Origin of the sequence: Limisphaera sp. VF-2 (assembly GCF_049537125.1) — a bacterium.
Classification (GTDB): Bacteria; Verrucomicrobiota; Verrucomicrobiia; order Limisphaerales; family Limisphaeraceae; genus Limisphaera.
Genome location: NZ_JBMVQY010000001.1, coordinates 77,076 through 99,892 on the forward strand (window position 1 = coordinate 77,076; position 22,817 = coordinate 99,892).

The window sequence follows — 22,817 nt, forward strand, 5'->3', positions numbered from 1 at the left end:
CAAGCCACCCTTTGTGCCATCGGGGGGTCCGCGGGCATCCGACGTCGAACCCGGCAGTTCGACGAAGGAGCTGCATCGTGCCATGCCGCAGCATTCCTGGTCGTCCACCCCAGATGGCCTAGTGCGGCTCATCATTCTAACAGGCCGCTGAAGAACCTGTTTCTCCGGAGAGCGGCCTGTTCAATGAAGTCCTTGGATGGACGCCTTGGGAAAAAAGTGGCCTTTTCGCCAATCTGGCAGGGCAAAACCAGCGGCAGCCCCGTCCTCCGCTGAGTCGGCCGCCGCTTACTCTTCGCCGACCGGGCTCGCACCCGATTCCGCCTGCGCAATGGCTCGCTCCAACAGCGACCGCAGCGAATCCGGATACGAGATCTGCAGCGCGGCCTCGCGTCCCCGAGGCGACATCTTCCTCCAGGACCGCGCCAATGCATTGATCAGTTTCTCTTCACTGGTTTTGGCGGCCAACTCGGCCAATTGCCGTTCCAGAAACACCAGGCACAGCGCGTCCTCCAACACCTGCATCTCCGGATCGTGGGGCAGGCCCTTCTTCAGGTTCAGCTCCTGTACCCGCCGCACCATCTCCTCCGGATACCCCACTTCCCGCAGAATCCGACCCGATTCCTGCGCATGGAACCGCTGCAGCGCCGTACGCCACCGCAGATAACCGGCGCGGTCCATGGGATATGACTCCCGCGGAATCTCCCAGCGCCGCAAGTGCTGGCATCGGGCCGCCAATCGCAGGGCTTCGCCCGCCTCCGGACACAATCGCAGCACCCACTCCGTCAGCCACTGCGCATAAACCAACTCACGCGGTTCCCACCGGTCCCCAATCCGGGTCCGGTTGGGATCCTGTGCATTGGCTTCGTCAAAGCGACGCAGAGCTTCTGCGAACCGCACCGGGTCTGCAGGGCGAAATCCAGTCTGCGTCACCTCCGCCGAGGCGCCGTGGAATTGGTTTCCCGCGTCCATTCGTCCTCTGACTTGCTGTTAACGATGCCCCGCGACACCCGGGGCGGCGGCACCGGAGCGAGGGCTCGATGCCTCGTTCGTCAGGCCCGGCGTAGCCGCCGAACCGGGCCCATGAGGAGACGGACCGCCCGACGGCTCGGGCTCGACCCGGTCCGCCGGCAACGCCCGGGACCGGTACCATCGCATCGCCAAGCAGTCCAGAATCCCCCGCCAGAGCCGGTTCCCGATCCCGTACTTCGACTGTCCGCGGATCCGGGGCCGATGACGCACCGGCACTTCCACGACTTCATATCCCTGGGAGCGCAGCACCGTGGGCAGGAACCGATGGAGCCCATTGAACGGGACCAGCTCCGCCAGCGCCGCCCGTCGCATCACCCGCAGCGCACAGCCGGCGTCGGCCACCCGATCCCCTGTGACCCAGTTCCGAAACGCATTGGCCACCCGAGAGGACACCCGCCGCACCCAGTTGTCCTGACGATGCAGGCGCACCCCGCAGACGGCGGCCACCCGGCCCTGCAACCTGCCCAGCAGGAGGGGCAGATCCCGCGGATCGTTCTGACCGTCGGCGTCCAGTGTCATCACCACCTCGCCGCGGGCGTGCGCAAATCCCGTGAGAAACGCGGCACTCTGGCCGGCATTGCACCGGTGTCGGATCACGCGCAACCACGGCCATTGCTTTTGCAGGCGCTGCAATTCCTCGCGACTGCCGTCCGTGCTGCCGTCGTCCACGGCGATCACCTCGAACGCACCGCTCAACCCCGGCAACACGGCGGCGAGCTCGGCCAGCAGCGGCTCCAGATTCTCCCGCTCATTGAACACCGGCAGGATCACGGAATACCGTGGCGCGGAGGACGCTGACTCCCCCGAAACGGCGGCCCCAGCCGCTGCCGGCGCGATACGATCGGCACCTGGATTCTCCTGCTCCATGAAACTCCCCGTCAGCATAGAAAGCGCCTGCACACCGAACAATCGCGAACTCCCGCCCCATCTTTGCAGCGCCGCTCCGCGAGCCAGGCGCCGGTTTTCACAAGGTCGCACCCGGCGGCCGCGGAACTTCCATGCCTGCGTTGCCCGGCCCCGGACACCGTTGTGGCAGGTGCGCATGCCGGGTCGTCTCGAATCAACGCATACCGGCACGCTCCACCCCGCATTTTTGCATGGCCCCGTGGCTCCAACCAGACCAACCACGCGCAGCGTTGCAGGGCCCTCTGAATGCCCCCGAACTTTCCGACTGGCGCCCCCGCCGTCCCACGGTTCAAATTCTCCGACATGGGACTGCTTTTCCTGCACAAGCTCGCCGTCACATGCCCCGGCCTTGCCCGGCTTTCCGATGCCATCCCCTGGCAAGCCCACCCGGCCAGCAGGAGAGTCGTGGCCCACTGCACGGCCCGGCTCCGTGATGCACTCGCGCGGGTGGTCGCAAAAGGGGGACGGGTCCCGTGCGGTTGCCAGGTCTTATGCATCCTCGGCACAAGCGCCCTGTGCACATCCTTGACCCTTGCGGAAGAGCCGCCGTTGGCTCGCACCCTGAACACGCCCCGAACGTTCCGTCCCCCTGCATCCGTGCAGGAGTGGCACGACCGAGCCCGCGAGATCCGGGAACAAATCCTCGTCAGCGCCGGTCTTTGGCCCTCCCCGAAGCCACCTCCAGTCCGCGCCGTTATCTTCGACCGCTCGGACCAGGACGGTTACAGCGTGGAAAAGGTTCTGGTCGAGACCTGGCCCGGTTTTTATCTGGCCGGCAACCTCTACCGCCCCAGGGATCGAGGGCCCGGTCCATTCCCTGCCGTCCTGAATCCCCACGGCCACTGGGCCCGGGGCCGGGTCACTGAAAGTCCCGACGGCAGCATTCCGGCGCGGTGCATTCACTTCGCGCGGCAGGGCATGGTTGCCTTCGCCTATGACATGGTGGGTTATTGCGACACGTTTTTTGTATCGCCCTCCTCCGAGTCGGCCGCACCGGCCAACTTCTATCAACGGCACCGCGCGTTTCCCACGAACGAACTGGCCTGGCTCTGGAACGTCAACTTGTTGGGTTTCCAACTGTGGAACGGCCTGAGGGCCCTCGACTTTCTGGAAAGCTTGCCGGACGTGGACACCAACCGCATCGGAGTCACGGGTGCCTCCGGTGGCGCCACTCAAACCTTCCTGCTGGCCGCAGTGGACGACCGGCCCAGGGTCCTCGGGCCCGTCTGCATGGTCTCCCATACGATGCAGGGCGGCTGCGCCTGCGAAAACGCCCCCGGCCTGCGGGTGCGGTTTTCCAACATGGATTTTGCCGCCGCAGCCGCGCCCCGACCGCAGATTCTGGTGGCGGCAACCGGCGACTGGACCCGCAGCACGCTCGAAGTCGAAGGCCCGGCCATCGAAAGCGTCTACCAGCTCCTGGGTGTGCCGGAGCGACTTCGCTATCTGCGACTCGATGCCGGGCACAATTACAATCGCGCCAGCCGCGAAGCGGTGTATGCGTGGTTCGAGCGCTGGTTGCTGGGTCGGCCGGATCGACCCCGAAGCGTCGAAGCCGACTACAATCCCCTGCCGGAACAACTCCTGCTCATCGGCTCTAATCCGTCCGTCCCCCGAACCACATTGTCAGCCGACGGCTTCCTCGAGTCGTGGATCCGGGCCCGGGAGGAGGCCTGGCGATCGCTCTGGCCGCGCCGCAGAGACGATCTGCCTGCATTTCAACGCATGGCACGTCCTCTTTGGCACCACACGCTCCAACTCGCCGCGCCCGAGGCACCCCCCAGAATCTCCTTCTCCCGTCTGCATGAGACGCCCGACGGCAATGTCGTGCGCTTCGAAATCCGATACCCGGACGAGTCCGGTTTCCTGGAGGGACGCTATTACGTGGCCCCTCGAGCCCCCCGGTCCGGCACGCGCCCGGGCTTGTTGATCCTCTGGATTTCCGATCCGGCACCAAAGGCCGACGCTGGTGGCGCTCCACCAGAGGCTGTGCAACGGCTGCTTCGCCGGGGCCACCACGTCATCACCGTCAACCGCTTTACCCCGACGCCCACGACCAACTATCTGGCCAACCTCTATCCCACGTACAACCGCACCCCCTTGCAGGCCCGGGTCCGTGACCTTGTCACGGTGTGTACCAGCGTGGCCACGCTCGCACCCGTGCCCTCCCGTCCAAGCCGACGTGTTCTCTGGGGCGAAGGTGCTGGAGGGCTTTGGGCCCTGCTGGCCGCGCCCGCCGCCGACGCCGTGGTGGCAGATCTCGAACACCGCGATTTCACCGACCCGGAACGGCTGATGCAGCCCGACCTTTTTTGTCCCGGCTTTCTCGCCATGGGGGGCGTCGCCACGCCCGCTCTGCTGGCAGCCCCGCAACCCCTGCTCATCGCACGTCCTTCCGCCACGTTCCCCACGGAGGATATGCGTCGGATCTATCGAGAGCTGGGGTATCGCCGGCGGTTTCAAGTCCTGGATGGTCCCCTCGACGTGACGCGGGTGTTGGACCGGATCGGCCAGTTGTAGTCGAGATCCACGAAGGGGGGATTCCGACGCGAAGCCGATGGCATCTTCCGCAGGCCATTGCCGTGAGGTGGCGGGTCGGGGCGCCGGCTGGCAGGCTTGCCCGTGGGCTAATGTGCCGCGGGCAGGCGCTGTCGCAACGTGGCCAGGCGCTGTTCGATGGCCTCGGGATGAGGCGACAACTCCCGAACGCGGGTCCAGTAACGGATCGCCTCATCCACGTTTCCCGTCTCCTCCTCCAATTGCGCCCGGTGGGCTAGGATCCTTCGCAAAGACACTCGATTGGTCTCGTCCACCGCGCCAAAACGTGCGTGCCAAGCGTGTTCTGCTGCGCTCCAAAGGTTGCGGGCGCGCGCAGCGTCCTTCCGATTCTCCCAAGCCAGTCGGCCCAGCTCGAACAGAATCTCCTCGCTATTGGGGTTCACTCGCAGCCCCCGTCGCAGGAAGGCCTCGGCTTGGTCCACCTTGCCCAATCGACTCCGCAACCAGTAAGCGGCCACCGTGTAGAACTCGACCTGGTGCGGGTCGAACTCGGCCGCCAGTCGCAGCCAGGGCAGAATCTCGGCCTCGGTCTGCGCCCCGGCCAGATGGGTGTGTTCCGTGACGCGGAAGTGGCGGCTCAGCCGGTCGATCCAGTCGCGGGGGGGGCCCGGAAAGTTGTGATCGTCGTGGTGTTCGTGCGCCTCCGCGGCGTGGTTTTCATGCCCCTCGTGCACACGATGATCATGGGCCTGCTGACCACCCTCGGCCCGAGGGTCAGGCTCCTGCTCTTGTCCCAGGCCGTGCTCGCAGGCCGAGCGCGCCTGATCGAAAATGGATGGGTAAAATCCACTGTGCAGATAGACGTCCGCCTTGACAAAAAAGTGGTTGGCGAACAATCGCCGGCCGTCGCCCAGCAAGGTCAGCAAAAAGCTGTCGGCTTGTGCCCGTCGGCCCCGCCAGGCTTCCGAGCGCGGTTCCAACCACGCGGCCAGGCCCACGGCAGCTGTCAACAGGGCCGCACAGCCCAACGCTGTTGTCCGACCCGTCATGTCGAAAGGGGTTTGCGCCGGAACACCCACCAGGCCGCCACGAGCAACAGGGCAGCATAGACCGCGGCGTACAGTGTCGCGATCACGAGGGGCCCCAGCGGCACCGGCGGATGCTCGTGAATCATCAGATCCCGCACGTCGAACAACTCCAAATGCGGCAGCGCGAAATACAATCCGTACATCAAAGCGCCCCCGGGCCCGGGTTGAGCGGCCGCCAGGGTGTTCAAATGACCGGCCAGTAGAAGAATCCCCGTGACCACCACGAAACAGATGGTGCTGTTGACCGAGGGCGCGCTGAAGAGCAGCGAACCCAGGATCGCCAGGGCCACCACCACCGCCAGCATCATCCAGTGAAGCCAAAAGGCCTGCAGTCCCAGGGCCAGCGACCCAGAGGCTGCCTTCCAGGCGCCCACCACCAGGTAGAACCCGTAAAACAACGCCAGGGCCAGCCCCGAGGCCAGCCAGACCCCGAGGAATTTCCCCAGCACCACCTGCCCTCGCGTCACGGGTTTCGCCAGCAGCGGGAAAATGGTCCGACTCTCTCGTTCGGCCGGAATCTGCCGGGCCGCCGTCACCACGGCAATCACCAGCGCCGACACCCAGATCAACAGCAGGGTCACCTCCCGCAAATAACGCACCATCCGCGTGTCCTCGAAGAAGTTCACCGAGCCCAACACCAACGTGATCAGCGCGGTCAGCACGAACAGGACGTAAAAGTCCTTGCGCCGGTAAAGCTCCTTGATCACCACCCACGCCAATGCCAGCAACGTTCTCATGCCGCCAAACAGGTCGGATACCCGATGATCTTCAAGAACACCTGCTCCAGATTTGCCTGGTGAGTCCGCACCAGTTCGTCCACGCGACCCACCACTTTCAATTCGCCCTGATGAACGATCGCCACCCGATCGCACACCGTCTCCACCTCGCCCAGCTCGTGCGAGGAGAAGAAGACCGTCTTGCCCTCCTGCTTCAGGCGCTGGATGATTTCCCGGACTTTCATTCGACCCAGCGGATCCAGTCCACTGGTCGGCTCATCCAGAATCAGCAAATCCGGATCGTTGATCAGGGCCTGCGCCAGCCCGACCCGTTGCTGCATCCCCTTGGAATAATGCTTGAGCTGCCGGTTGCGCGCGTGCTCCAGCTCCACCAGCTTCAACAGCCGATCGATGCGGCGCTCCGCCTCGACGCCGTTCAAACCAAAGAGTCGGGCGTAAAACCTCAGGATCTCCTCGGCCGTCAGAAATCGGTAGTAATACGTCAGCTCCGGCAGGTACCCGATCCGTTGGCGGGCGATGGGATTGCGGACATTGACCCCGAACAGATAGGCCTCCCCTGCCGTGGGCGCGAGAAAGCCCAGCAACACATTCATCGTGGTGGTCTTGCCCGCGCCGTTCGGCCCCAGGAATCCGAACACTTCTCCCTGACGAACCTCGAGGCTCAGATCCTTCACCGCCACCTTCGGCGGATCGCCCCGGCGCGACGGCGGATACTCCACCCGCAAACGATCAGTCCTCAGGATCGGTTCCACACCGGTACCAGAAGCAAATTCCGTGCCCTGCCGAGGAAGATCCGAGGCACCAGAGAATACACACGCACCTAATTGCGCACCAACGGGTTACGAGCCAAGCAGCTGAGGGTTCCTGTACAGCAGCGGCAAAATCTGCCCAAGCAGACGCACGCAGCCGTCTTGATCCTGGGCAACCCATGCCCAGCAGAACCGCCCTTTCCGCTCTTCGACGGTTCCCGCCTTGGCCCTGGAATGGTTGGCTCCCGGCCTGACAGCGGCACCCGTGGAATCTCCTCAGCAAGCATGAAAAAAAACCGACCGAGCTTGCGGCCCGCCGGGGGGCCATGGCTGGGAAGCTGACGCTGCCCAACACGGCTCCTCTATGAGGACGGTGCGCCGACGCTCCCCGCCCCGCCACGCAGGAGGGAAGGCCGGGATCGTCGCGCCGGGCGGGCCCAACCCCGCTGGCCGGCCGGAATGCCCTCCGGGAGCTTGCTTCGAGAGCGAATCCACGCGCGCAGCCGCAAACGGGCGCTCCACGACCAAGTGCCTCTCCGACAATCATCCAAACCCACACCATTCGCCACGCCGGCCTTGGCGACCCGATCCTCTTGCTCGTTCAGCAGCGCACTCAGTACCTTGGCCGGCATGCAAAACGGTAGAGCGTGGAGCATAACAGCTGGCAAAGGTGGGTGGATGGTCCTGGGTCTCTTGCTGTTGTGGACCGGGCTGGTGCTAACAGCGCCGGGGGCGGAAGCAACTTCCACAAACGACCTCACCTCGCAGGCGCGCCCTCTGGCCGGGCTGGTGGAGACCCGTTCCCTGGCCACCAACAGCTATCTGACCTTTGGGCTGGATCGCATCGAACCGCTTCGACGCCACACCCTGCTGGGCCAGCCACTTTGGAAATACGTCGCCTCCTGCATCTACCTGTTCCTCGCCTTCTACGGGTCGCGGTTCCTCGACTACCTCGTGGGGGTCCGGCTGCGGCGCTGGGCGGAGAAAACCCAAACCCGGTTCGACGACCTGGTGGTCGAGACCGTTCGAGGCCCCGTGCGGGTGGTCGCCTTCGTGATCTTCCTGCACATCGGCCTCACCCTGTTCGACTGGCCTGAACGGGCCCGGTTTTGGATTTCCAAGGGGCTCCTCTGCCTGGTGGCGTATTCCGTCACCTACATGGTCATCAAGCTCACGGATCTGGGATTGAATCTGTGGCGACTGCGCGTGGCCGCCACCGAGGACAAGGTTTTTGGCGAAACCCTGTTGCCGGCACTCCGCAAAACGCTGCGAATTCTCATCATTCTGGGGGCGATCCTGCTCACGGCCGACAACCTGGGCATCGAGATCAAAACCGTGCTGGCGGGCCTCTCCGTGGGCGGTCTGGCCCTGGGCCTGGCCGGCCAGGAAACCGTGGCGAATCTGATCGGGGCCATCGTGATCCTTTTGGACAAACCCTTCCGAATCGGCGACCGCATCCAGCTTGAAAACGTGGACGGTGTCGTCGAGTCGATCGGGCTGCGCAGCACCCGCATCCGCAACCTGGACGGTCACCTGGTCACCGTGCCCAACAAGACCCTCACCAATGCCACCATCACCAACATCACGCTGCGGCCCAACATCCGCACCCTCATGAACATCACCATCACCTACGACACCCCCGCCGAGAAAATCCAACGCGCCGTGGACATTCTCTACGAGATTTACCGGGCCCACCCCATGACCCACGATGTCTGGATCAGCTTCAACAAGTTCAACGACGCCTCGCTGAACATCTTCGTGGTGCACTGGTGGAACGGAACGGACTTCAAAGTCTACCTGCAGGGCATGCAGGAGCTGAACCTCCAGATCAAGCGGCGCTTCGATCAAGAAGGCATCGAATTTGCGTTCCCGACCCAGACGCTCTACGTCAAGCAAGGATCCGACTGGCGCCTGCACGGGCCGTCCGACCCCGTGCCCAACTTCACCGGAACAGGATCAGCCGCAGCCCCACGAGGATGAGGAACCCGCCGAAGAGGCGCTTGAGATCTTCGGCAGGCAACCGTGTGGTCAGCCAGGCGCCGAAGTATCCGCCCACCAGCGCCAGGGGGAACAGGGCCAGCGCCGTGCGCCACTCCACGTTGCCCTGTGACCAGTGCTTCGCCGCGCCCACCATCGCCGTCGGGATGATCACCAGCAAGGAGGTGCCCACCGCCTGTTTGATGTCGCGGATCGGCGGGCTCAGCAGGTACATCATCGCCGGCACCATCACGATACCGCCCCCCACGCCGAACATGCCGCTGGCAATGCCGCTCACCAGCCCGATCACCGCAGCCCATGCATACTGCATGCCCCATGCATGCCGGCAACACCGCTCCTCCGGCAATCCGAATCTGGCCTGAGGTGACCGCAGAACTGCGCTCCCCGCATTGGGCCTTCGAAGCCGGCCAAGGCTGCCATCCCGGAGCACCGGCGCCGGCGTACCCCCTTGGGGAGGGAATTCACCTCCAACGCCGCCGTCCGGGTCTTCTCGCAGGTCCCCGAATCATGGCGATCGGACCCTTGAACCGGCCGGACTTGGCCAAGAGAACTTCCGAGACGCCGGGGGCCTGCGGAGCAGCGGTTGTCCTCATGTTGGCCGTGGAGGCCGGACTGTCGATTTCGGCCTCGCGATCGGTGCAGACTTGCATAACGGCCGCCAAGTCCTCGGCGCTGCGAGGGTTGCCCGAGCTGCAGGTGGGGTGCCTCAATGGCTCTGGCAATCTTTCTGCCTGTCGTGACTTCTGGCGGCTGGAAGCCCGTGGTCTGGCAGGTTGGAAACTTGCGCTGCGCCACGTGGAAGTTCGCTGCCTTCCGTCCCCTACCGGGTCCGAATTCGTACCCACTGACGGGAGTCGGTGGAAAGCGGTCGGGCATTTCAATCCCCCGCCTTCCGGCGGCAGCTACCACACTCGAGGGACGTAGCCGCCGATGGGAATCGGCGAACTTGCTGGGCATTCACCACGATGTGGCAGGGCTGCCATCCAACGACCGGGTCTGAATGCGGGCTTTCGGTCCGCCGCCTCACGACGGCGGCGACCGAATGGCGTGCTCTGGGAGGCGTTCGGGAGCGCACCGTTCCAAGCTGCTTGGCAGCCGAGAGGTCGGGAAAGTTTCGCTTTTCGCCTCCCCTGCCGGTGGGGGCGCGGTGGCCCTCCCACGTCCCAGAGCCATTGCTGCGAATCCAGACTCTGGCAGGTTAACGCCGACCCGCCCGCAACCCCAGGGATCATTTGCTGCCGGGTTTGATGGGCGGGATGGCGGCCAGGTCGGGCGGGAGCTGATCCGGGGGAAAAGCCTCCACCTTCAACTGCAGCAAGCTGAAAAAGGGGACGCCGAACTGCACCGTGCCGCCAGATCGGTCCACCAGTACGGCCACTGCGACCACCTCCCCGCCGTGGCTGCGGACGATGTCGATGGTTTCCTGCACCCGACCGCCCTGGGTCACCACGTCCTCCACCACGGCAATGCGTTCGCCGGGTCGGATGCGGAACCCGCGCCGCAGCGCCAGGCGTCCTTCCTCCTTTTCTGTGAACAGGAACCGGCACCGCAGCTGTCGGGCCACCTCCTGGCCGATGACCAGCCCGCCCATGGCGGGAGCGACCACCGTGGCGGGGGTCAGGGACCGCAGCTTATCGGCCAACGCAGCTCCAAATCGCTCCACCACCGGCATTTCCTGCAGGGCCAGGGCACATTGAAAGTACTGCCGGCTGTGCAGTCCGCTACGCAGGATGAAATGCCCCTCGAGCAGCGCGCCGGTTTCACGGAACACCTGCAACACTTCCTCAGCCGTCATGGCCGCGCAGTGTTCCCCGTATCGCCAACGCGAATCAAGTCAGTTCGCGCAATGGGGCTTTCAGATTCTCTCGACGTCCCCGAAACGCCCGGGGGAATCTGAGCCGGCCGCGGCACGGAGAAGCCGAAGGGAATGGCAGATCTCCTTGGAATTCCTGGCTTCGGGGCTCGAAAAAACCAGAATCCGCTCTTCCCGTAAAAGGTCAAACGGCCCGCCCCCGATGCATCCCGGGCAGGCAGGTACGAGGCAATTCGGTTCTCGGTTTCTCCGACAAGGTCTCCCGCCAAAAAGAGCCCGGACTAGCGATGCGGCGGTGGGAGACGCTCCAGTACGAAGGGCAGAAGTAGCGCGCACTCCATCGACGGGGTTTTGCCCGCTGGGTCCGACTCGGCCCGGCGCGCGAGATGCTTTGGGGCATGTCCGCGCGACAAAAAAGGCCGCCTGCTTCCACAGGCGGACTTCGGCAAAACTCAACCGATCCGGCTTATGGGAACAGCAGTGTGTTCGGTGCGGGGTTGGCGGAAGTGTCGCCCGTTTGGCGAGCGGCTTCGCGCAGTTTGGCCGTGCTCCACTGCTGGACGCTGCCATCGGCCAGGCAGACATTCCCCTGCCGTTGGTGCATCTTGTCGGTCCAGCCCACGTTGTTCAGCGTGGCGGCGTTCGTGGTCAGCGCCACTTTTGCACCCGCCACAGTGGTGGGCGAATTGCCGTAGCCACCGTTGGCAGTCGCAGTTGTCTGGGGACCATAAATGTTTCGGTCACCGGACAAGAACATGGAGGGCATGGTCTCGTCGGCGTCCTGGCCGAGGAAGTAGGAGACGGCCTGGTTGTTGAGAAAATCAGCGCCGGCCCCGGTGGTGATGAAATTGGTCCGGGCGTTTCGTTCGTCGGCCGGGCACACGACCACCTTGGGCGTGCTCAATTCGTTGGAGAGCACCGCGTAGTGTGTGTAAATGAGAGCGTTGTTGTTCAGGTTCCCAGCGGTACCGCCTTCGGTGTTCGGCACGCGCATGGGATACCGGTCTCCGTTGTCACTGGCCCATATGCGGAAGGCCAGGCCCACCTGTTTGAGGTTGTTGACGCAGTTGATCCGCTGGGCTTTGGCTTTGGCCTTGGCCAGGGCTGGCAGCAGCATGCCGGCCAGAATCGCAATGATGGCGATCACGACCAGCAGCTCGATGAGCGTGAAGGCTGTGAGTTTGAAGCGACGTGTCTGTTTCATGGTTCGTTCGGTTTGTTCTGTTCGTCTGAACTTGCGGGCAAGAACGGTGCCAACTGCCGCGCGCGCTGTAAAGCCCCAATTTTCAAACGCCGCATCGGGGGAAACTCGCGCCGAAGGGCGTGCCCGACACGCAGCTTGCGTGAAAATCGCGCACATGGAAGCACGCATGGCGCCATCCCTCTCCTTCCATGACGAAACGCAGGCGGACTCCGGGTCGACCTCCTCACCCGTGGTGTTCGGTCCCCAACGGCAGCTCCGGTTGGACCGCCCCACCCGGCGGGCTCGGCACCCGAAACGCCGCCGCGGACAGCTCCGGGAAAGGCGCCATCAAACCCGCCCGCCGACACGCCACGTCGAACATCCGGGCCAGCCGTTCGGCCTCCGGCCCCGTGCCCGTTAAACGGGTACCGAACCTTCCATCAGTGAGCCGGCCCTCCCGAATCTGACGCAAGCGGTTGAGAATCTTCTCCTTCCGCAACGGCACGGTTCGGTCCAGCCAGTCCAGGAACAATTGCTCCACCGCGTGGGGCAACCGCAAAACGGAATAGCAGGCGAAACGGGCTCCCGCGCGGGCCGCCGCCTCGAGAATCCGGAACATCTCATGGTCGGTGAGCCCGGGAATCACTGGAGCCACCAGCACGCCCACCGGAACGCCGGCCGCCGCCAGGAAGCGGATCGCCGCCAAGCGGTGGTCCGGCAGAGACGCCCGGGGCTCCAATCGCCGTGCCAGCTCAGCATCCAGGGTCGTAATCGAAAGGCACACGGTCGCGGCCCCATCCCGGGCCAACTCGACCAGCAGGTCGGCGTCCCGGGTGACGAGGTAATTCTTCGTGACCACGCACACCGGATTGCGGAACTCCGCCAGGACCGCCAGGCACCGCCGGGTCAACTGCAGGCGACGCTCGATGGGCTGGTAACAGTCCGTGACCCCGCTCAGGGCAATGGGCTGCGGCTCCCACCGGGGCGAGCTGAGCTCCTCCCGAAGCCTCTCCGGTGCGTCGAGCTTGACCAGAATGATGCTTTCAAAGTCCAGTCCGCTGGAAAACCCCAGGTACTCGTGCGTGGGCCGGGCGTAGCAATAGGCGCATCCGTGCTCGCAGCCCCGATAGGGATTCAAGCTGACCGAAAAACCGAGGTCGGGACTGTCGTTGAAACTGAGCACCCGTACCGACGCCGCATGGAGAAACCGCGTTCGTGGCAGAGGTTGGTCCTCCGGCGGCAAATCCGGATCCGGCTCGTAATGCCAGGGCTCGAACCGGTTGGGTGGGTTGAAAGCTGTCCCACGTCCCCGCGGCCCCCCGGACGCATTGGGCGGCAAAACGCTCATCGGTGGGCCAAATCTACTCCGGAGCCGCATACTTGCCAGTCTACCACGCACCTGCCGTGGCGCAGCGGAGGGTTCATCCAGCCTCCGGTCCCGCAGGCCCCCGAGCGATCCCCGGGGACGCGCATGCTCCACGGGCCCGGGCACGACAGCGAAAAAAGGACGTGACACTGCGACGATGCTGCCACCTGCCCCCCCGATTTGCGGCTGAGGCCGGAGGCCAATCGAGATCCGGTGGTAACGTGTGAACTCGAGCACAGATGCCGGGAACAAGTGGGATGGAATTGATGGGAGCGTCGCGGATCTGCCCTTGGCAAAGCACCTCGGGCCCGTCTTGCATCACACGCCCTCGCCGAGTCGGTTACCACCTGGGTTGGCGATCGTTTCCGGCTACCATGCCACCGGCCGTTCGCGATTCGCCGATCCCCGGTCCGGACGGGAGTGCCGCGGCGATGCAGCGAACGAGGAGTTGAGCCGCCGGCTCACGTCGGTGGCTACCGATTCGCAGTAGCCGCCGCCGGAAGGCGGCGGATCATGAGAGGGGGGCCGCCGATTCCTGTCACAGGCTATGGTTGGGAGCCCGCCGAGGAACCAGAGGAAAGGTCCCCAAATCGCCCTGAGCACGCAGGGGAAAGGATGGTCCACCGACTGCCGTCGGTGGCTACCTGTTTGAAATCCGCCGACTGCCGTCGGCGGCTACCGATCCGCAGTAGACGCCGCCGGAAGGCAGCGGACCAACCACCATGCTCACAATGGCCCGTTTCTCAAGAGGGTCCTGCGCAAGCCTCTGATTGGGACGGCCGTTTTTTCGAAAAGGGAAGACAGCCTGTCGAACTCACCACGGCGGCATCAGGCGCCCGGCGCGCGCGGTCCCTGGGAGGAGAAAACGCAGAACGGCTCCCGCTGCTCGGGTCTTGTTGGTCACCACTGCCGCCGTCCGCAACTGGTGCTGCGGTGCCCCTCGCCCGTCCGGCGGCCCGCGCGTCGTACCCGTCTGGCGGGCGGGTTCCAACGTGCCCTCGGGAGCGTGCTTACGGGAGGCGGTCTCGGATCCACGTGGACGGCCGGGTCGTTTAAACAAACCAGTTGCGTGGGGCAGCCGACCCGCGGCTGCACGCCGAGATCTTCCTTTTCGTGAACAAGCGTTCCAGTACCTGCAGGTCGGCACGCGGATGCCGGCGACAGCACCCCGGGCCTCAAGCCGTAGCGCCCCCCGGCGCAGCCCCCTGCTTCGTCCCGCCCCTTCGCCCCGGGGCCGGGCCCGGTGGGCGGTTTTGCACCTGGCCTCAGGTCTCGGACAACTCGTTGTCTGCGTGCACCGCCTCGCGCAGCTCTTCCAGAAAGCTGGGCAGCGCGCTTTCGACCCGGTTCCAGTTCGGAATCAGCGGCGAGGAAAGCGGGTCTTCCTGGTAGGCCCGACACGCCACGCGGATGCTGCGGACGAACGTGGTCACGGCGCTCTCCTCCTCATGCCGCGGATACACCAGGCCGTTGATGGCAGCATCGGCTGCGTAAAACCGAAGGGTGTCCTCTGCCTGACGGCTGTAGGCACTGAGCATGGTGTCGAATAAACCGCTGTCGAGCTTGATCCCTTCGGCCGCCATGCGGTGCAGCAACGATTTCACAATGTCCACCGCCATGCGATTGAGCCCCTTGTCGGGGTCCCGTGGCGACAACTCCCGGTGTTTGTGGTCGTAATTCTCGCACAACTCGGACTGGCAGATGGCCCGGGGCGAGCAGTTTCGGTACACCTCGGCCAGCATGCCGATCTCCAGGGCCCAGTCGTGCGGGATTCGGACCCGCCGCACGAGGTCCACGTCCAGGGACACCTCGCCGGCCAGGGGATACCGGAACGTGTCCATGTACACCAGGTACGGGTGCGGGCCCAGGATGCTCTTGAGGGCGCGCAACAGCGGCGTCACCAGCAGGCGCATTACCCGGCCGTTGAGTCGATCCGTCACGCGGGCGTAGTAGCCCTTGCAGAAGTCAAAGCCCAGGCTGGGATGGGCCACGGGATAACACAGCCGGGCCAGTAGTTCGCGGTTGTAGGTGAGAATGTCACAGTCGTGCAGGGCCACCATGCGTACCTGCTCGCTGGCCAGAACGTAGCCAAAGCACATCCAGACATTTCGGCCCTTGCCCGAAGGGCCGGGATAAAGATCGTTTTCTTCCAGCTTTCGGTAGAGGGCGCTGAGCCGGGGGCCGTCGTTCCAAACGATCACCGGTTTCTGCGGAAGTTGGGCGAAAAACCGGCGTGCGCGCTGGAAATCCCGGTTTCGGGTGGCCCCGTCCAACCCCACGATGATCTGCCGCAGGTAAGGGACCTCCTTCAGCTCTCGAACGATCAGCCGGAGTGCCCTGGTCCCCAACTCGCGGACGTGACAGGGCAGGACCAGTCCGATGGGAGTCTCCTGCACGTACACCATGAGCTCCCGTTCCAGGCGCCGGATGTCCGGCACACCCAGCCGGTGCAACGTGGCAATCGCTCCGGTTTGGAAAAAGTCGGCCATTCGATCGCCAATCTTGCGCTTTCGCGACGTGCCCCCGAATCCCACCCCAGCAGGGCTCTGCCCCGACGCACTCCCCCCCTTGCACGCCCGGGTTGGCCCAACCCTGGCCGCCGCGCCCACGAAACGGTTGCGGTGCCCCCGCCCGGATTCCGATCCCGGGCACGCAACTCATCCCCACGACCACGCGGCAGACTGCGTCATGCTGCCCTCCGGAGAACGACCCGGTCAAGCCAACATGCCGGAAAAGGCGAATTTTGGAGCCGGACTTTGCGAGGGGCCTCGCTGTCTTCGGCGAACAACAGAGGGGGTGGCACCGCAGCCCCGCAAGTCGAGCCTCCCCCGATGCCTCGACAAGCACGGCACAACCCCGCGCGCGAAATGTTGCCGGAGCCCGAAGTGAATTCGCATTGAATCCGTCCCAGCCGGCCGACCGCGTGTCTTTCCGGACCGGCTCCCTCTGCTCCGGCAAACCGGGTCTTGGCGAATCGACCGACGTTGAGTAGAACGCCCGCCGCATGTTCGAGCTGCTCAAAACCGACAACCGCACCGCGGCGCGGCTGGGCCGACTCACCACCGCGCACGGAGTCGTGGAAACGCCGGTGTTCATGCCGGTCGGAACGCAGGCCACGGTCAAAGCCCTCGACCCTCGCGAACTGGAGGAAATGGGCACGCAAATCATCCTGGGCAACACGTACCACCTCTACATCCGACCCGGTCTGGACATTCTGGAAGCGGCCGGCGGACTCCACCGGTTCATGAACTGGTCCAAGCCGATCCTCACTGACAGCGGGGGCTATCAGGTCTTCAGCCTGGCCAAAATTCGCAAGGTCCATGCCCACGGAGTGGAGTTCCGGTCCCACGTGGACGGGGCCCGGCTGTTTCTGGGGCCGAAAGAGGCGATGGCCATCCAGCGGGTTTTGGGCTCGGACATTGCCATGGTCTTCGATGAATGCCCGGCCTACGACGCCCCGCCCCGGGAACAGCGGTTGGCCGTGGAGCGGACCCTTCGCTGGGCCCGGGAGTGCCGCGAGCAACCCCGCGCCGAGGGTCAACAGGTCTTCGGAATCGTCCAAGGGGGCACTTCGGCCGAACTGCGGGAACATTGCGCCCGCGAACTGGTGGCCATGGACTTCGACGGCTACGCCATCGGTGGCGTCAGCGTGGGCGAGCCGGAGCCGGAAATGTTCCGCGCCGTGGAGATGACCGTGCCGTTCCTGCCGCCCGAGAAGCCCCGCTACGCGATGGGACTCGGCACGCCCGCGCAAATCGTGGAATTGGTCGCCCGCGGGGTGGACATGTTCGATTGTGTCCTGCCCACCCGGGTGGCCCGCAATGGAACCGCCTTCACCCGTCGGGGCGCCTTCCCGTTAAAAGGGGGCGCCTACAAGGCCGATTTTCGCCCCATCGAGGAGGGCTGCGAGTGTTTTGCGTGCCGCCATTTCACCCGCGCCTACCTGCGGCATTTGTTGAACGTCAACGAAATCCTCGGCCTGCGCATGGTCAGTGTGCACAACACTCACCTTTACTTGAAACTGATGGCCGACATCCGGGCGGCCATCCGTGCCGGGGCCTTCGAGGACTTCCGCCGCGAGTTCGTGGCCGGATACGTGCCCAGCCGACGGGTGCTTTCCGCGCGAGCGGCAGCAGCGTTGGAACGTTGAGCAGGCGCTCGAGGCCGCCCCCGACGACAAGTTGGGCCGTCCCGCCTCCGGAGTCGGGCGCTCGCCTACAGGGGCAGAGACCGAGCCGCTTCGTGCAGGATCTCGGCGCTGCGCCGCAGAGCCGCCTTCTCGGAGCGATTGAGCGGAGGCAACAAGGTCGCCCGAATGCCCTCGGCTCCCACCACCCGCGGCAGGGAGAAGCAAACCGGCGCAAACCCGCTCAAATGTCCGTCAAAGGCGCTCAGGGTCAGAACCACCCGCTCGTCATCCCGGATTGCCTTCACGATGCGGGACAATCCCGCCCCGATGCCATAGTACGTGGCCCGTTTGCCGGCGATGATTCGGTAGGCGGCCCGTCGCACCCCGTCGTCAATCCGCGCTTTCACCTCGGGCGTCAGGTCCCGCCCCGTTTGCCGGGCAAAGGTCTCCAGGGGCACGCCCCCTGCCCGGGCACTCGACCACACCAGCACTTCCGAATCCCCATGCTCCCCCAACACGTACGCATGCACCGACTGGGGAGCGATCCCGAGGTGTTCCCCCAGCAACGCCCGGAACCGCGCCGTGTCCAAAATCGTTCCCGAGCCGACCACGCGGTCCGGCGGCAGCCCGGACAATCGCAGCACGATCTGGGTCATCAAATCCACCGGGTTGGTGGCCACCACGAGAATCGCCCCGGCGGCGTGGGGCCGCAGGCGCGACATCACCTGTTGGAACACCGCGGTGTTGCGCTCCAGAAGCTGCAAACGCGTCTCGCCGGGCTGCTGATTGACGCCGCAGGCCAGCACTACGACCCGTGCCCCCACCAGATCCGCATAGTCCCCGGCCATCACGCGCACCGGCGAGCCAAAAGGGACGGCGTGCAGGATGTCCTCGGCCTGCGCCCGCGCCAGCTCCGCATTGGCATCCACCAGCACGAGTTCGCTGGCAACCCCGCGCAGGACCATGGCGTACGCGGCACTGCTGCCGACAAATCCCGTGCCGATGATGCCGACTTTCATGGAGCGCGAGGGATTGCGCAAACAGGGGAGGAACCTGCGCGGTCAGGCCCCGATTTGGGCCCGGATGGCGGCCGCGATTCGGCCAGCCCAGTGTTCCAAAAGGGCGGCATCCGGGCCCTCCAACAACAGACGCGCCTTCGGCTCGGTCCCCGAATAGCGCAGCAACAGCCGGCCGCCCTGCGCCTGCAGGGCCTTCTCCGCCTCCGCCTTCAGCCGCGGCACCTCCGCCAGTTCTTCGAACGGGCGTTTCTCGCGCACTTTGATGTTCATCTGCACCTGGGGGAATCGCTCCCAACAACGGGTCAACTCACTGAGCGGCTTCCCCGTGGTGCGCATGATCCGGAGAATTTGCAGTGCGGCGACCAGGCCGTCGCCGGTCGTGCCGTGGTCCCGGAAAATGAGATGGCCACTTTGCTCGCCGCCCAGGTTGTAACCGTTGCGCATCATCTCCTCGATGACGTATTTGTCGCCCACCTGGGTGCGCACCACGCGGCCTCCGGCGGCCTCCACGGCGCGATCCAGACCGGCGTTGCTCATGACCGTGGCCACCAGCGTGCGATCGGCCAGCGTTCCCTGGGCCAGCATCTCGAGCGCGGCGATCGCCATGATGTCGTCCCCGTCCACCAACCGCCCCTTCTCATCGCACATCAGAACCCGGTCCGCGTCGCCGTCGTGCGCGATGCCCACGTCGGCCCGGTACTCCAGGACCAGCTTGCAGAAGTGCTGCGGGTGCATGGACCCGCAGTCCTTGTTGATGTTCATGCCGTCGGGCTGATTGCCGAACACAATGACCTCGGCGCCCAGTTCCCGCAGCACACAGGGGGTGGACTTGTAGGCGGCTCCATGCGCGCAATCGACCACGATCCGCAGTCCCTCCAGGGTCAGGTTGCGCGGGAAACTGGCCTTGGCGAACTCGATGTAACGGCCCAGCGCATCGTCGATGCGCACCGCCTTGCCGATATGCTCGGCACTGGGGCGGATGTTCTCGATTTCCCCGCTGAACACCAGCCGTTCGATCTCCGCCTCGATGGCGTCGTCCAGCTTGTACCCGTCGGCCTGAAAGAATTTGATCCCGTTGTCGGTGTACGGGTTGTGCGACGCAGTGATCACGATGCCGGCATCCGCCCGCAGACTCCGCGTCACATACGCCACTCCCGGCGTGGGCAAAGGCCCGATGAACAGAACGTCCACCCCCATGGAGAGAATGCCCGCGGACAAGGCGTTCTCCAGCATGTAGCCCGAGAGCCGGGTGTCCTTGCCGATGACGATCTTGTGGCGGCCGCGGCCCCGCGGTTGGGCCTCCAAATGCTTGAACACGTGGGCGGCCGCCCGGCCCAGTTTCAGGGCCGTCTCCGCCGTGACGGGCTCCAAATTGGCGGTGCCACGCACACCGTCCGTTCCGAAAATGCGATTTCCGTTTCCCATGAGAAACCACCTCGTTTCACCGACCCCACTGCTTTCCCTGCTCAATCGGGCGGGCTCAGCACCCGAATCCGCTGGGGTTGTACGCGCACCACGTTCACTCCCGGCGGAGCCTGAACCTCGACCGGCTCCAAATGCTCCAAACCGCTCTGGCCGGGTTCAACCCGCACCACCACACGAATCTCCTCGGGCTGGAGCCCCTCGACCAGCTCCCGCGGACCGCGGACGGTCACTTCCACCGTGGCCGGCTCGACCCGGCAACCCTGGCCTTCTCGGGCGGGGATCAGCACCCAGACGGGTACGTCCGCCAGTGTCCGCGTCCGCCCAAAGCCGATCGCGCTCCCGCCACCGGACCGATGAATCATGTCGCGCACGGTGGTCCAAATCAACACCGCCAGCGCCAGGGCGAACAGCTTCAAGCCCCAGTCCCGCCGCGCCCGTTGCCACCACGTCGCCCCCATCACGCACCGTTCGAAGAGGTCGGAAACGAGCCCTCCCGGCTCAACACCGCCGGGGCGGGCCGGGGTCGCTCCAGCCGCTGCCGCAGCCACCCGATCCACCCCCGCGCCCGCACCGGCTGGATCAATGTCTCGGTCAGGAACGCCCGCAGTTGCTCCAGCGACACCCCGCGCACCAATTGACCACCGTAGGCATACGATACGGCCCCGGTTTCCTCCGAGACCACCACCACCACCGCATCCGTTTCCTCGCTCAAGCCCAGAGCGGCCCGATGCCGGGTTCCCAGCGTGGGATCCAAATCGTCCCGACGCGAGAGCGGAAAAATACAGGCTGCATGCATGATGCGGTCCCCCTTGATCAACACCCCACCATCATGAATGGCATTGTTGGGAAAGAAAATGCACTCCAGCATTTCCGGGGTGGCCGCGCAGTCCACCAGGATGCCGGACTCCACCACGTCGATCAACCGAATGGACTGCTCGATGGCCATCAGCGCGCCGATGCGAAGTTCCGACAACCGTTCGCACGCCTTGACGATGACCTCGATGCTCTCGCGCTGCTCCTGCGGCGTGGCGAACAGCGGCAGCCGGCCCACTTGCGCCAACATGTGCCGGAGTTCCGGCTGAAAGATCACCAGAGCCGCCACCACCACAAAGGCCGAGAAGGTCCCCAGCAACCACCGCAAGACCTGCAGATCCAGCAGGTACACCACCACGCCCAGGCTCAACAGGCTCAGGATAAACCCCAACACCACCGGCCAGCCGCGCGTACCCCGCACAAACCGCAGGGCCTGGTAGATCACCACCGTCAGAATGATGATCTCCAGCAACGGCCGGCCCCAGGCAGCCAGCGATGTCCAGGTCCAGTCCATCCCGTCAACGGCTCAAGATGGCTTCCATCACACGAATCGCCTGCACCGTCTCGGCCACATCGTGCACCCGCAGCACGGCCACCCCCTGGCAGACCGCCCACGCCGCACAAGCCAGCGACCCCGGCAGCCGCGCCTCCACCGGGGCCCCGGTAATCGCGCCCAAAAAGGATTTTCGCGATACGCCCAGCAGCAGAGGTCGCCCCAGCCTTCTAAAACTCGCCAACGCCCGCAGCAATTGCAAATTATGCGCCACCGTCTTGCCGAAGCCGATGCCCACGTCCAACACCACTTGCACCGGTCTCACGCCCGCCTCGGCCAGCCGTTGGAGGCGCTCCTCGAAAAACGCCCCCACCTCGGCCACGACGTCCCGGTACACCGGTCGCTCCTGCATGGTCTGGGGCGTCCCCTGCATGTGCATGCAGACGTAGCCCGCCCCGGCCTCGGCCACCCGGCGCCACATCGTCGGATCCGAACGGTTGGCCCCGACGTCATTGACGATGCACGCCCCGGCGGCCAACGCCTCCGCGGCCACTTCCGGCTTCATGGTGTCCACCGACACCGGTACGCGACACTGCCGGACCAACCCCGCAATCACGGGCACCACACGCCGACGCTCTTCCTCCGCACTAACCGGCGTCGCCCCCGGTCGCGTGGACTCGCCGCCCACGTCCAGAATGTCCGCCCCCTGCGCGGCCAGTTCCAACCCGTGCTCGATTGCCCGGACCGGGTCCGCGTACCGGCCCCCGTCGGCAAACGAGTCCGGCGTCACGTTCACAATCCCCATCACCAGGGTCCGCGACGGGAACGTCCAACGATGCGGCCCCGCCTGCCAGACCATCGACGCTGCCGTGAGAGCCTCCCCGCTGGGTGTCCCGCAGGTTTCTTTCATTTCCCCTCGCGCCGCAAAGATCCGGGCCGGGGCAACGACACCACGGTTCCCGGTGAGGGATCGCTAATAACCGGAACCTCCGCGCCCCCGCTGGATGAGTTCGATTTCGTAGCCCTCCGGCGCATCGATGAAGGCAAAGCCGCTCCCATCCTCCCGCAGGTGCGGCGGCTCGGAAAAATCCAGGCCGAACTTCCGCAGGTGTTCCCGAAACGCCTCCAGGCTGTCCACCTCGAAGGCCAGATGGGTCAGATCCGGCTGCACCTGCACCGGCCCGCTGGCCGGGTAACAACAGATCTCGATGAGCTCCTCGCTTTCCGGTGCCTTCAAAAACACCAGTTCCGAACCGCGTGGCGACTTGTGCCGGCGCACCTCTTCCAGCCCCAGCACCTCCCGATAAAACCGAACGGTCCGCTCCAGGTCGTTGACCCGATACCGCGTATGCAACAGCTTTCGTACGATTGCCATGCCCGCAGCATAGGGCGCCCCTCGTGAGGATCCAAACATCTTTCGCCAGCAGCAGTGCTCCCGGGAAAAACCTGCTCTCGTCGACCTCCCCCTGCCCACGGCCGGGCAGCATCGCAAGACGCCGCAAGGCGACCGCGACAATAACGTTTACACCGGGCCGACCGCGACTAGCATGAGGCCCTGACTTTTCGGCAT

19 protein-coding genes are annotated in these 22,817 nt (G+C 65.0%); 3 read left to right on the top strand and 16 right to left on the bottom strand.

What is annotated here, in order from left to right:
- Positions 1–285 precede the first annotated feature (285 nt).
- Both ACPDIT_RS00265 and ACPDIT_RS00270 read right to left on the bottom strand, forming a co-directional pair.
- A complete protein-coding gene (locus tag ACPDIT_RS00265) occupies positions 286–969 on the bottom strand; it encodes a DUF4202 domain-containing protein (protein WP_423440507.1) in 684 nt (227 codons plus the stop codon).
- A gap of 18 nt (positions 970–987) precedes the next feature.
- Positions 988–1,800: a glycosyltransferase family 2 protein gene (locus tag ACPDIT_RS00270; RefSeq protein WP_423440508.1), complete on the bottom strand. Its 813-nt coding sequence runs from the start codon at positions 1,798–1,800 to the stop codon at positions 988–990.
- Between the two features lie 660 nt (positions 1,801–2,460).
- Between ACPDIT_RS00270 and ACPDIT_RS00275 the strand changes: the two genes are divergently transcribed.
- Positions 2,461–4,455, top strand: a complete 1,995-nt coding sequence (locus ACPDIT_RS00275) for an alpha/beta hydrolase family protein (protein WP_423440510.1) — start codon at positions 2,461–2,463, stop codon at positions 4,453–4,455.
- A gap of 107 nt (positions 4,456–4,562) precedes the next feature.
- Here the strand turns inward: ACPDIT_RS00275 and ACPDIT_RS00280 are convergent, their stop codons facing one another.
- From ACPDIT_RS00280 to ACPDIT_RS00290, 3 genes are read right to left on the bottom strand one after another with little or no spacing between them, the layout of a single operon-like run.
- Positions 4,563–5,483 carry a tetratricopeptide repeat protein gene (locus tag ACPDIT_RS00280; RefSeq protein ID WP_423440511.1) on the bottom strand — a complete coding sequence of 307 codons (921 nt, stop codon included), beginning with the start codon at positions 5,481–5,483 and terminating at the stop codon, positions 4,563–4,565.
- On the bottom strand, positions 5,480–6,259 hold the full coding sequence (locus ACPDIT_RS00285) for an ABC transporter permease (RefSeq protein ID WP_423440513.1): 780 nt from the start codon (positions 6,257–6,259) through the stop codon (positions 5,480–5,482). The genes ACPDIT_RS00280 and ACPDIT_RS00285 overlap by 4 nt, the downstream gene beginning before the upstream one ends.
- The gene (locus ACPDIT_RS00290) at positions 6,256–7,011 is read right to left on the bottom strand and encodes an ABC transporter ATP-binding protein (RefSeq protein ID WP_423440515.1); all 756 of its coding nucleotides are present in this window, start codon (positions 7,009–7,011) and stop codon (positions 6,256–6,258) included. The genes ACPDIT_RS00285 and ACPDIT_RS00290 overlap by 4 nt, the downstream gene beginning before the upstream one ends.
- A 675-nt stretch (positions 7,012–7,686) precedes the next feature.
- Here ACPDIT_RS00290 and ACPDIT_RS00295 point away from each other — a divergent pair.
- Complete coding sequence (locus tag ACPDIT_RS00295) at positions 7,687–8,988, top strand: mechanosensitive ion channel family protein (protein ID WP_423440517.1); 1,302 nt, start codon at positions 7,687–7,689, stop codon at positions 8,986–8,988.
- On the opposite strand, the gene ACPDIT_RS00300 is transcribed toward ACPDIT_RS00295, so the two are convergent.
- From ACPDIT_RS00300 to ACPDIT_RS00320, 5 genes are all read right to left on the bottom strand, one after another.
- Positions 8,951–9,316 carry a sulfite exporter TauE/SafE family protein gene (locus ACPDIT_RS00300; RefSeq protein WP_423440519.1) on the bottom strand — a complete coding sequence of 122 codons (366 nt, stop codon included), beginning with the start codon at positions 9,314–9,316 and terminating at the stop codon, positions 8,951–8,953. The genes ACPDIT_RS00295 and ACPDIT_RS00300 overlap by 38 nt on opposite strands.
- A gap of 918 nt (positions 9,317–10,234) precedes the next feature.
- Positions 10,235–10,801 (bottom strand): orotate phosphoribosyltransferase, encoded by a 567-nt coding sequence (gene pyrE, locus ACPDIT_RS00305; protein WP_423440521.1) that lies wholly within the window; start codon positions 10,799–10,801, stop codon positions 10,235–10,237.
- A gap of 484 nt (positions 10,802–11,285) precedes the next feature.
- Positions 11,286–12,023 carry a type II secretion system protein gene (locus ACPDIT_RS00310; RefSeq protein WP_423440523.1) on the bottom strand — a complete coding sequence of 246 codons (738 nt, stop codon included), beginning with the start codon at positions 12,021–12,023 and terminating at the stop codon, positions 11,286–11,288.
- A gap of 223 nt (positions 12,024–12,246) precedes the next feature.
- Positions 12,247–13,350 carry a PA0069 family radical SAM protein gene (locus ACPDIT_RS00315; RefSeq protein ID WP_423440525.1) on the bottom strand — a complete coding sequence of 368 codons (1,104 nt, stop codon included), beginning with the start codon at positions 13,348–13,350 and terminating at the stop codon, positions 12,247–12,249.
- Between the two features lie 1,283 nt (positions 13,351–14,633).
- Positions 14,634–15,857 carry a glycosyl transferase gene (locus ACPDIT_RS00320; protein ID WP_423440527.1) on the bottom strand — a complete coding sequence of 408 codons (1,224 nt, stop codon included), beginning with the start codon at positions 15,855–15,857 and terminating at the stop codon, positions 14,634–14,636.
- A gap of 515 nt (positions 15,858–16,372) precedes the next feature.
- On the opposite strand from ACPDIT_RS00320, the gene tgt reads away from it, so the two are divergent.
- Complete coding sequence (gene tgt, locus ACPDIT_RS00325; RefSeq protein WP_423440528.1) at positions 16,373–17,518, top strand: tRNA guanosine(34) transglycosylase Tgt; 1,146 nt, start codon at positions 16,373–16,375, stop codon at positions 17,516–17,518.
- Positions 17,519–17,583: 65 nt separating this feature from the next.
- Here tgt and ACPDIT_RS00330 read toward each other — a convergent pair whose 3' ends face one another.
- From ACPDIT_RS00330 to ACPDIT_RS00355, 6 genes are all read right to left on the bottom strand, one after another.
- The gene (locus ACPDIT_RS00330; RefSeq protein WP_423440530.1) at positions 17,584–18,516 is read right to left on the bottom strand and encodes an L-lactate dehydrogenase; all 933 of its coding nucleotides are present in this window, start codon (positions 18,514–18,516) and stop codon (positions 17,584–17,586) included.
- 42 nt (positions 18,517–18,558) lie between these two features.
- Positions 18,559–19,941 (bottom strand): phosphoglucosamine mutase, encoded by a 1,383-nt coding sequence (gene glmM / locus ACPDIT_RS00335; RefSeq protein ID WP_423440532.1) that lies wholly within the window; start codon positions 19,939–19,941, stop codon positions 18,559–18,561.
- A 41-nt stretch (positions 19,942–19,982) separates the two neighbouring features.
- Positions 19,983–20,399, bottom strand: a complete 417-nt coding sequence (locus tag ACPDIT_RS00340) for a hypothetical protein (protein WP_423440534.1) — start codon at positions 20,397–20,399, stop codon at positions 19,983–19,985.
- Positions 20,399–21,268: a diadenylate cyclase CdaA gene (gene cdaA, locus ACPDIT_RS00345; protein ID WP_423440536.1), complete on the bottom strand. Its 870-nt coding sequence runs from the start codon at positions 21,266–21,268 to the stop codon at positions 20,399–20,401. The genes ACPDIT_RS00340 and cdaA overlap by 1 nt, the downstream gene beginning before the upstream one ends.
- Before the next feature lie 4 nt (positions 21,269–21,272).
- A complete protein-coding gene (gene folP, locus ACPDIT_RS00350; RefSeq protein WP_423440537.1) occupies positions 21,273–22,157 on the bottom strand; it encodes a dihydropteroate synthase in 885 nt (294 codons plus the stop codon).
- Between the two features lie 63 nt (positions 22,158–22,220).
- A complete protein-coding gene (locus ACPDIT_RS00355) occupies positions 22,221–22,622 on the bottom strand; it encodes a VOC family protein (RefSeq protein WP_423440539.1) in 402 nt (133 codons plus the stop codon).
- Positions 22,623–22,817: the final 195 nt, after the last annotated feature.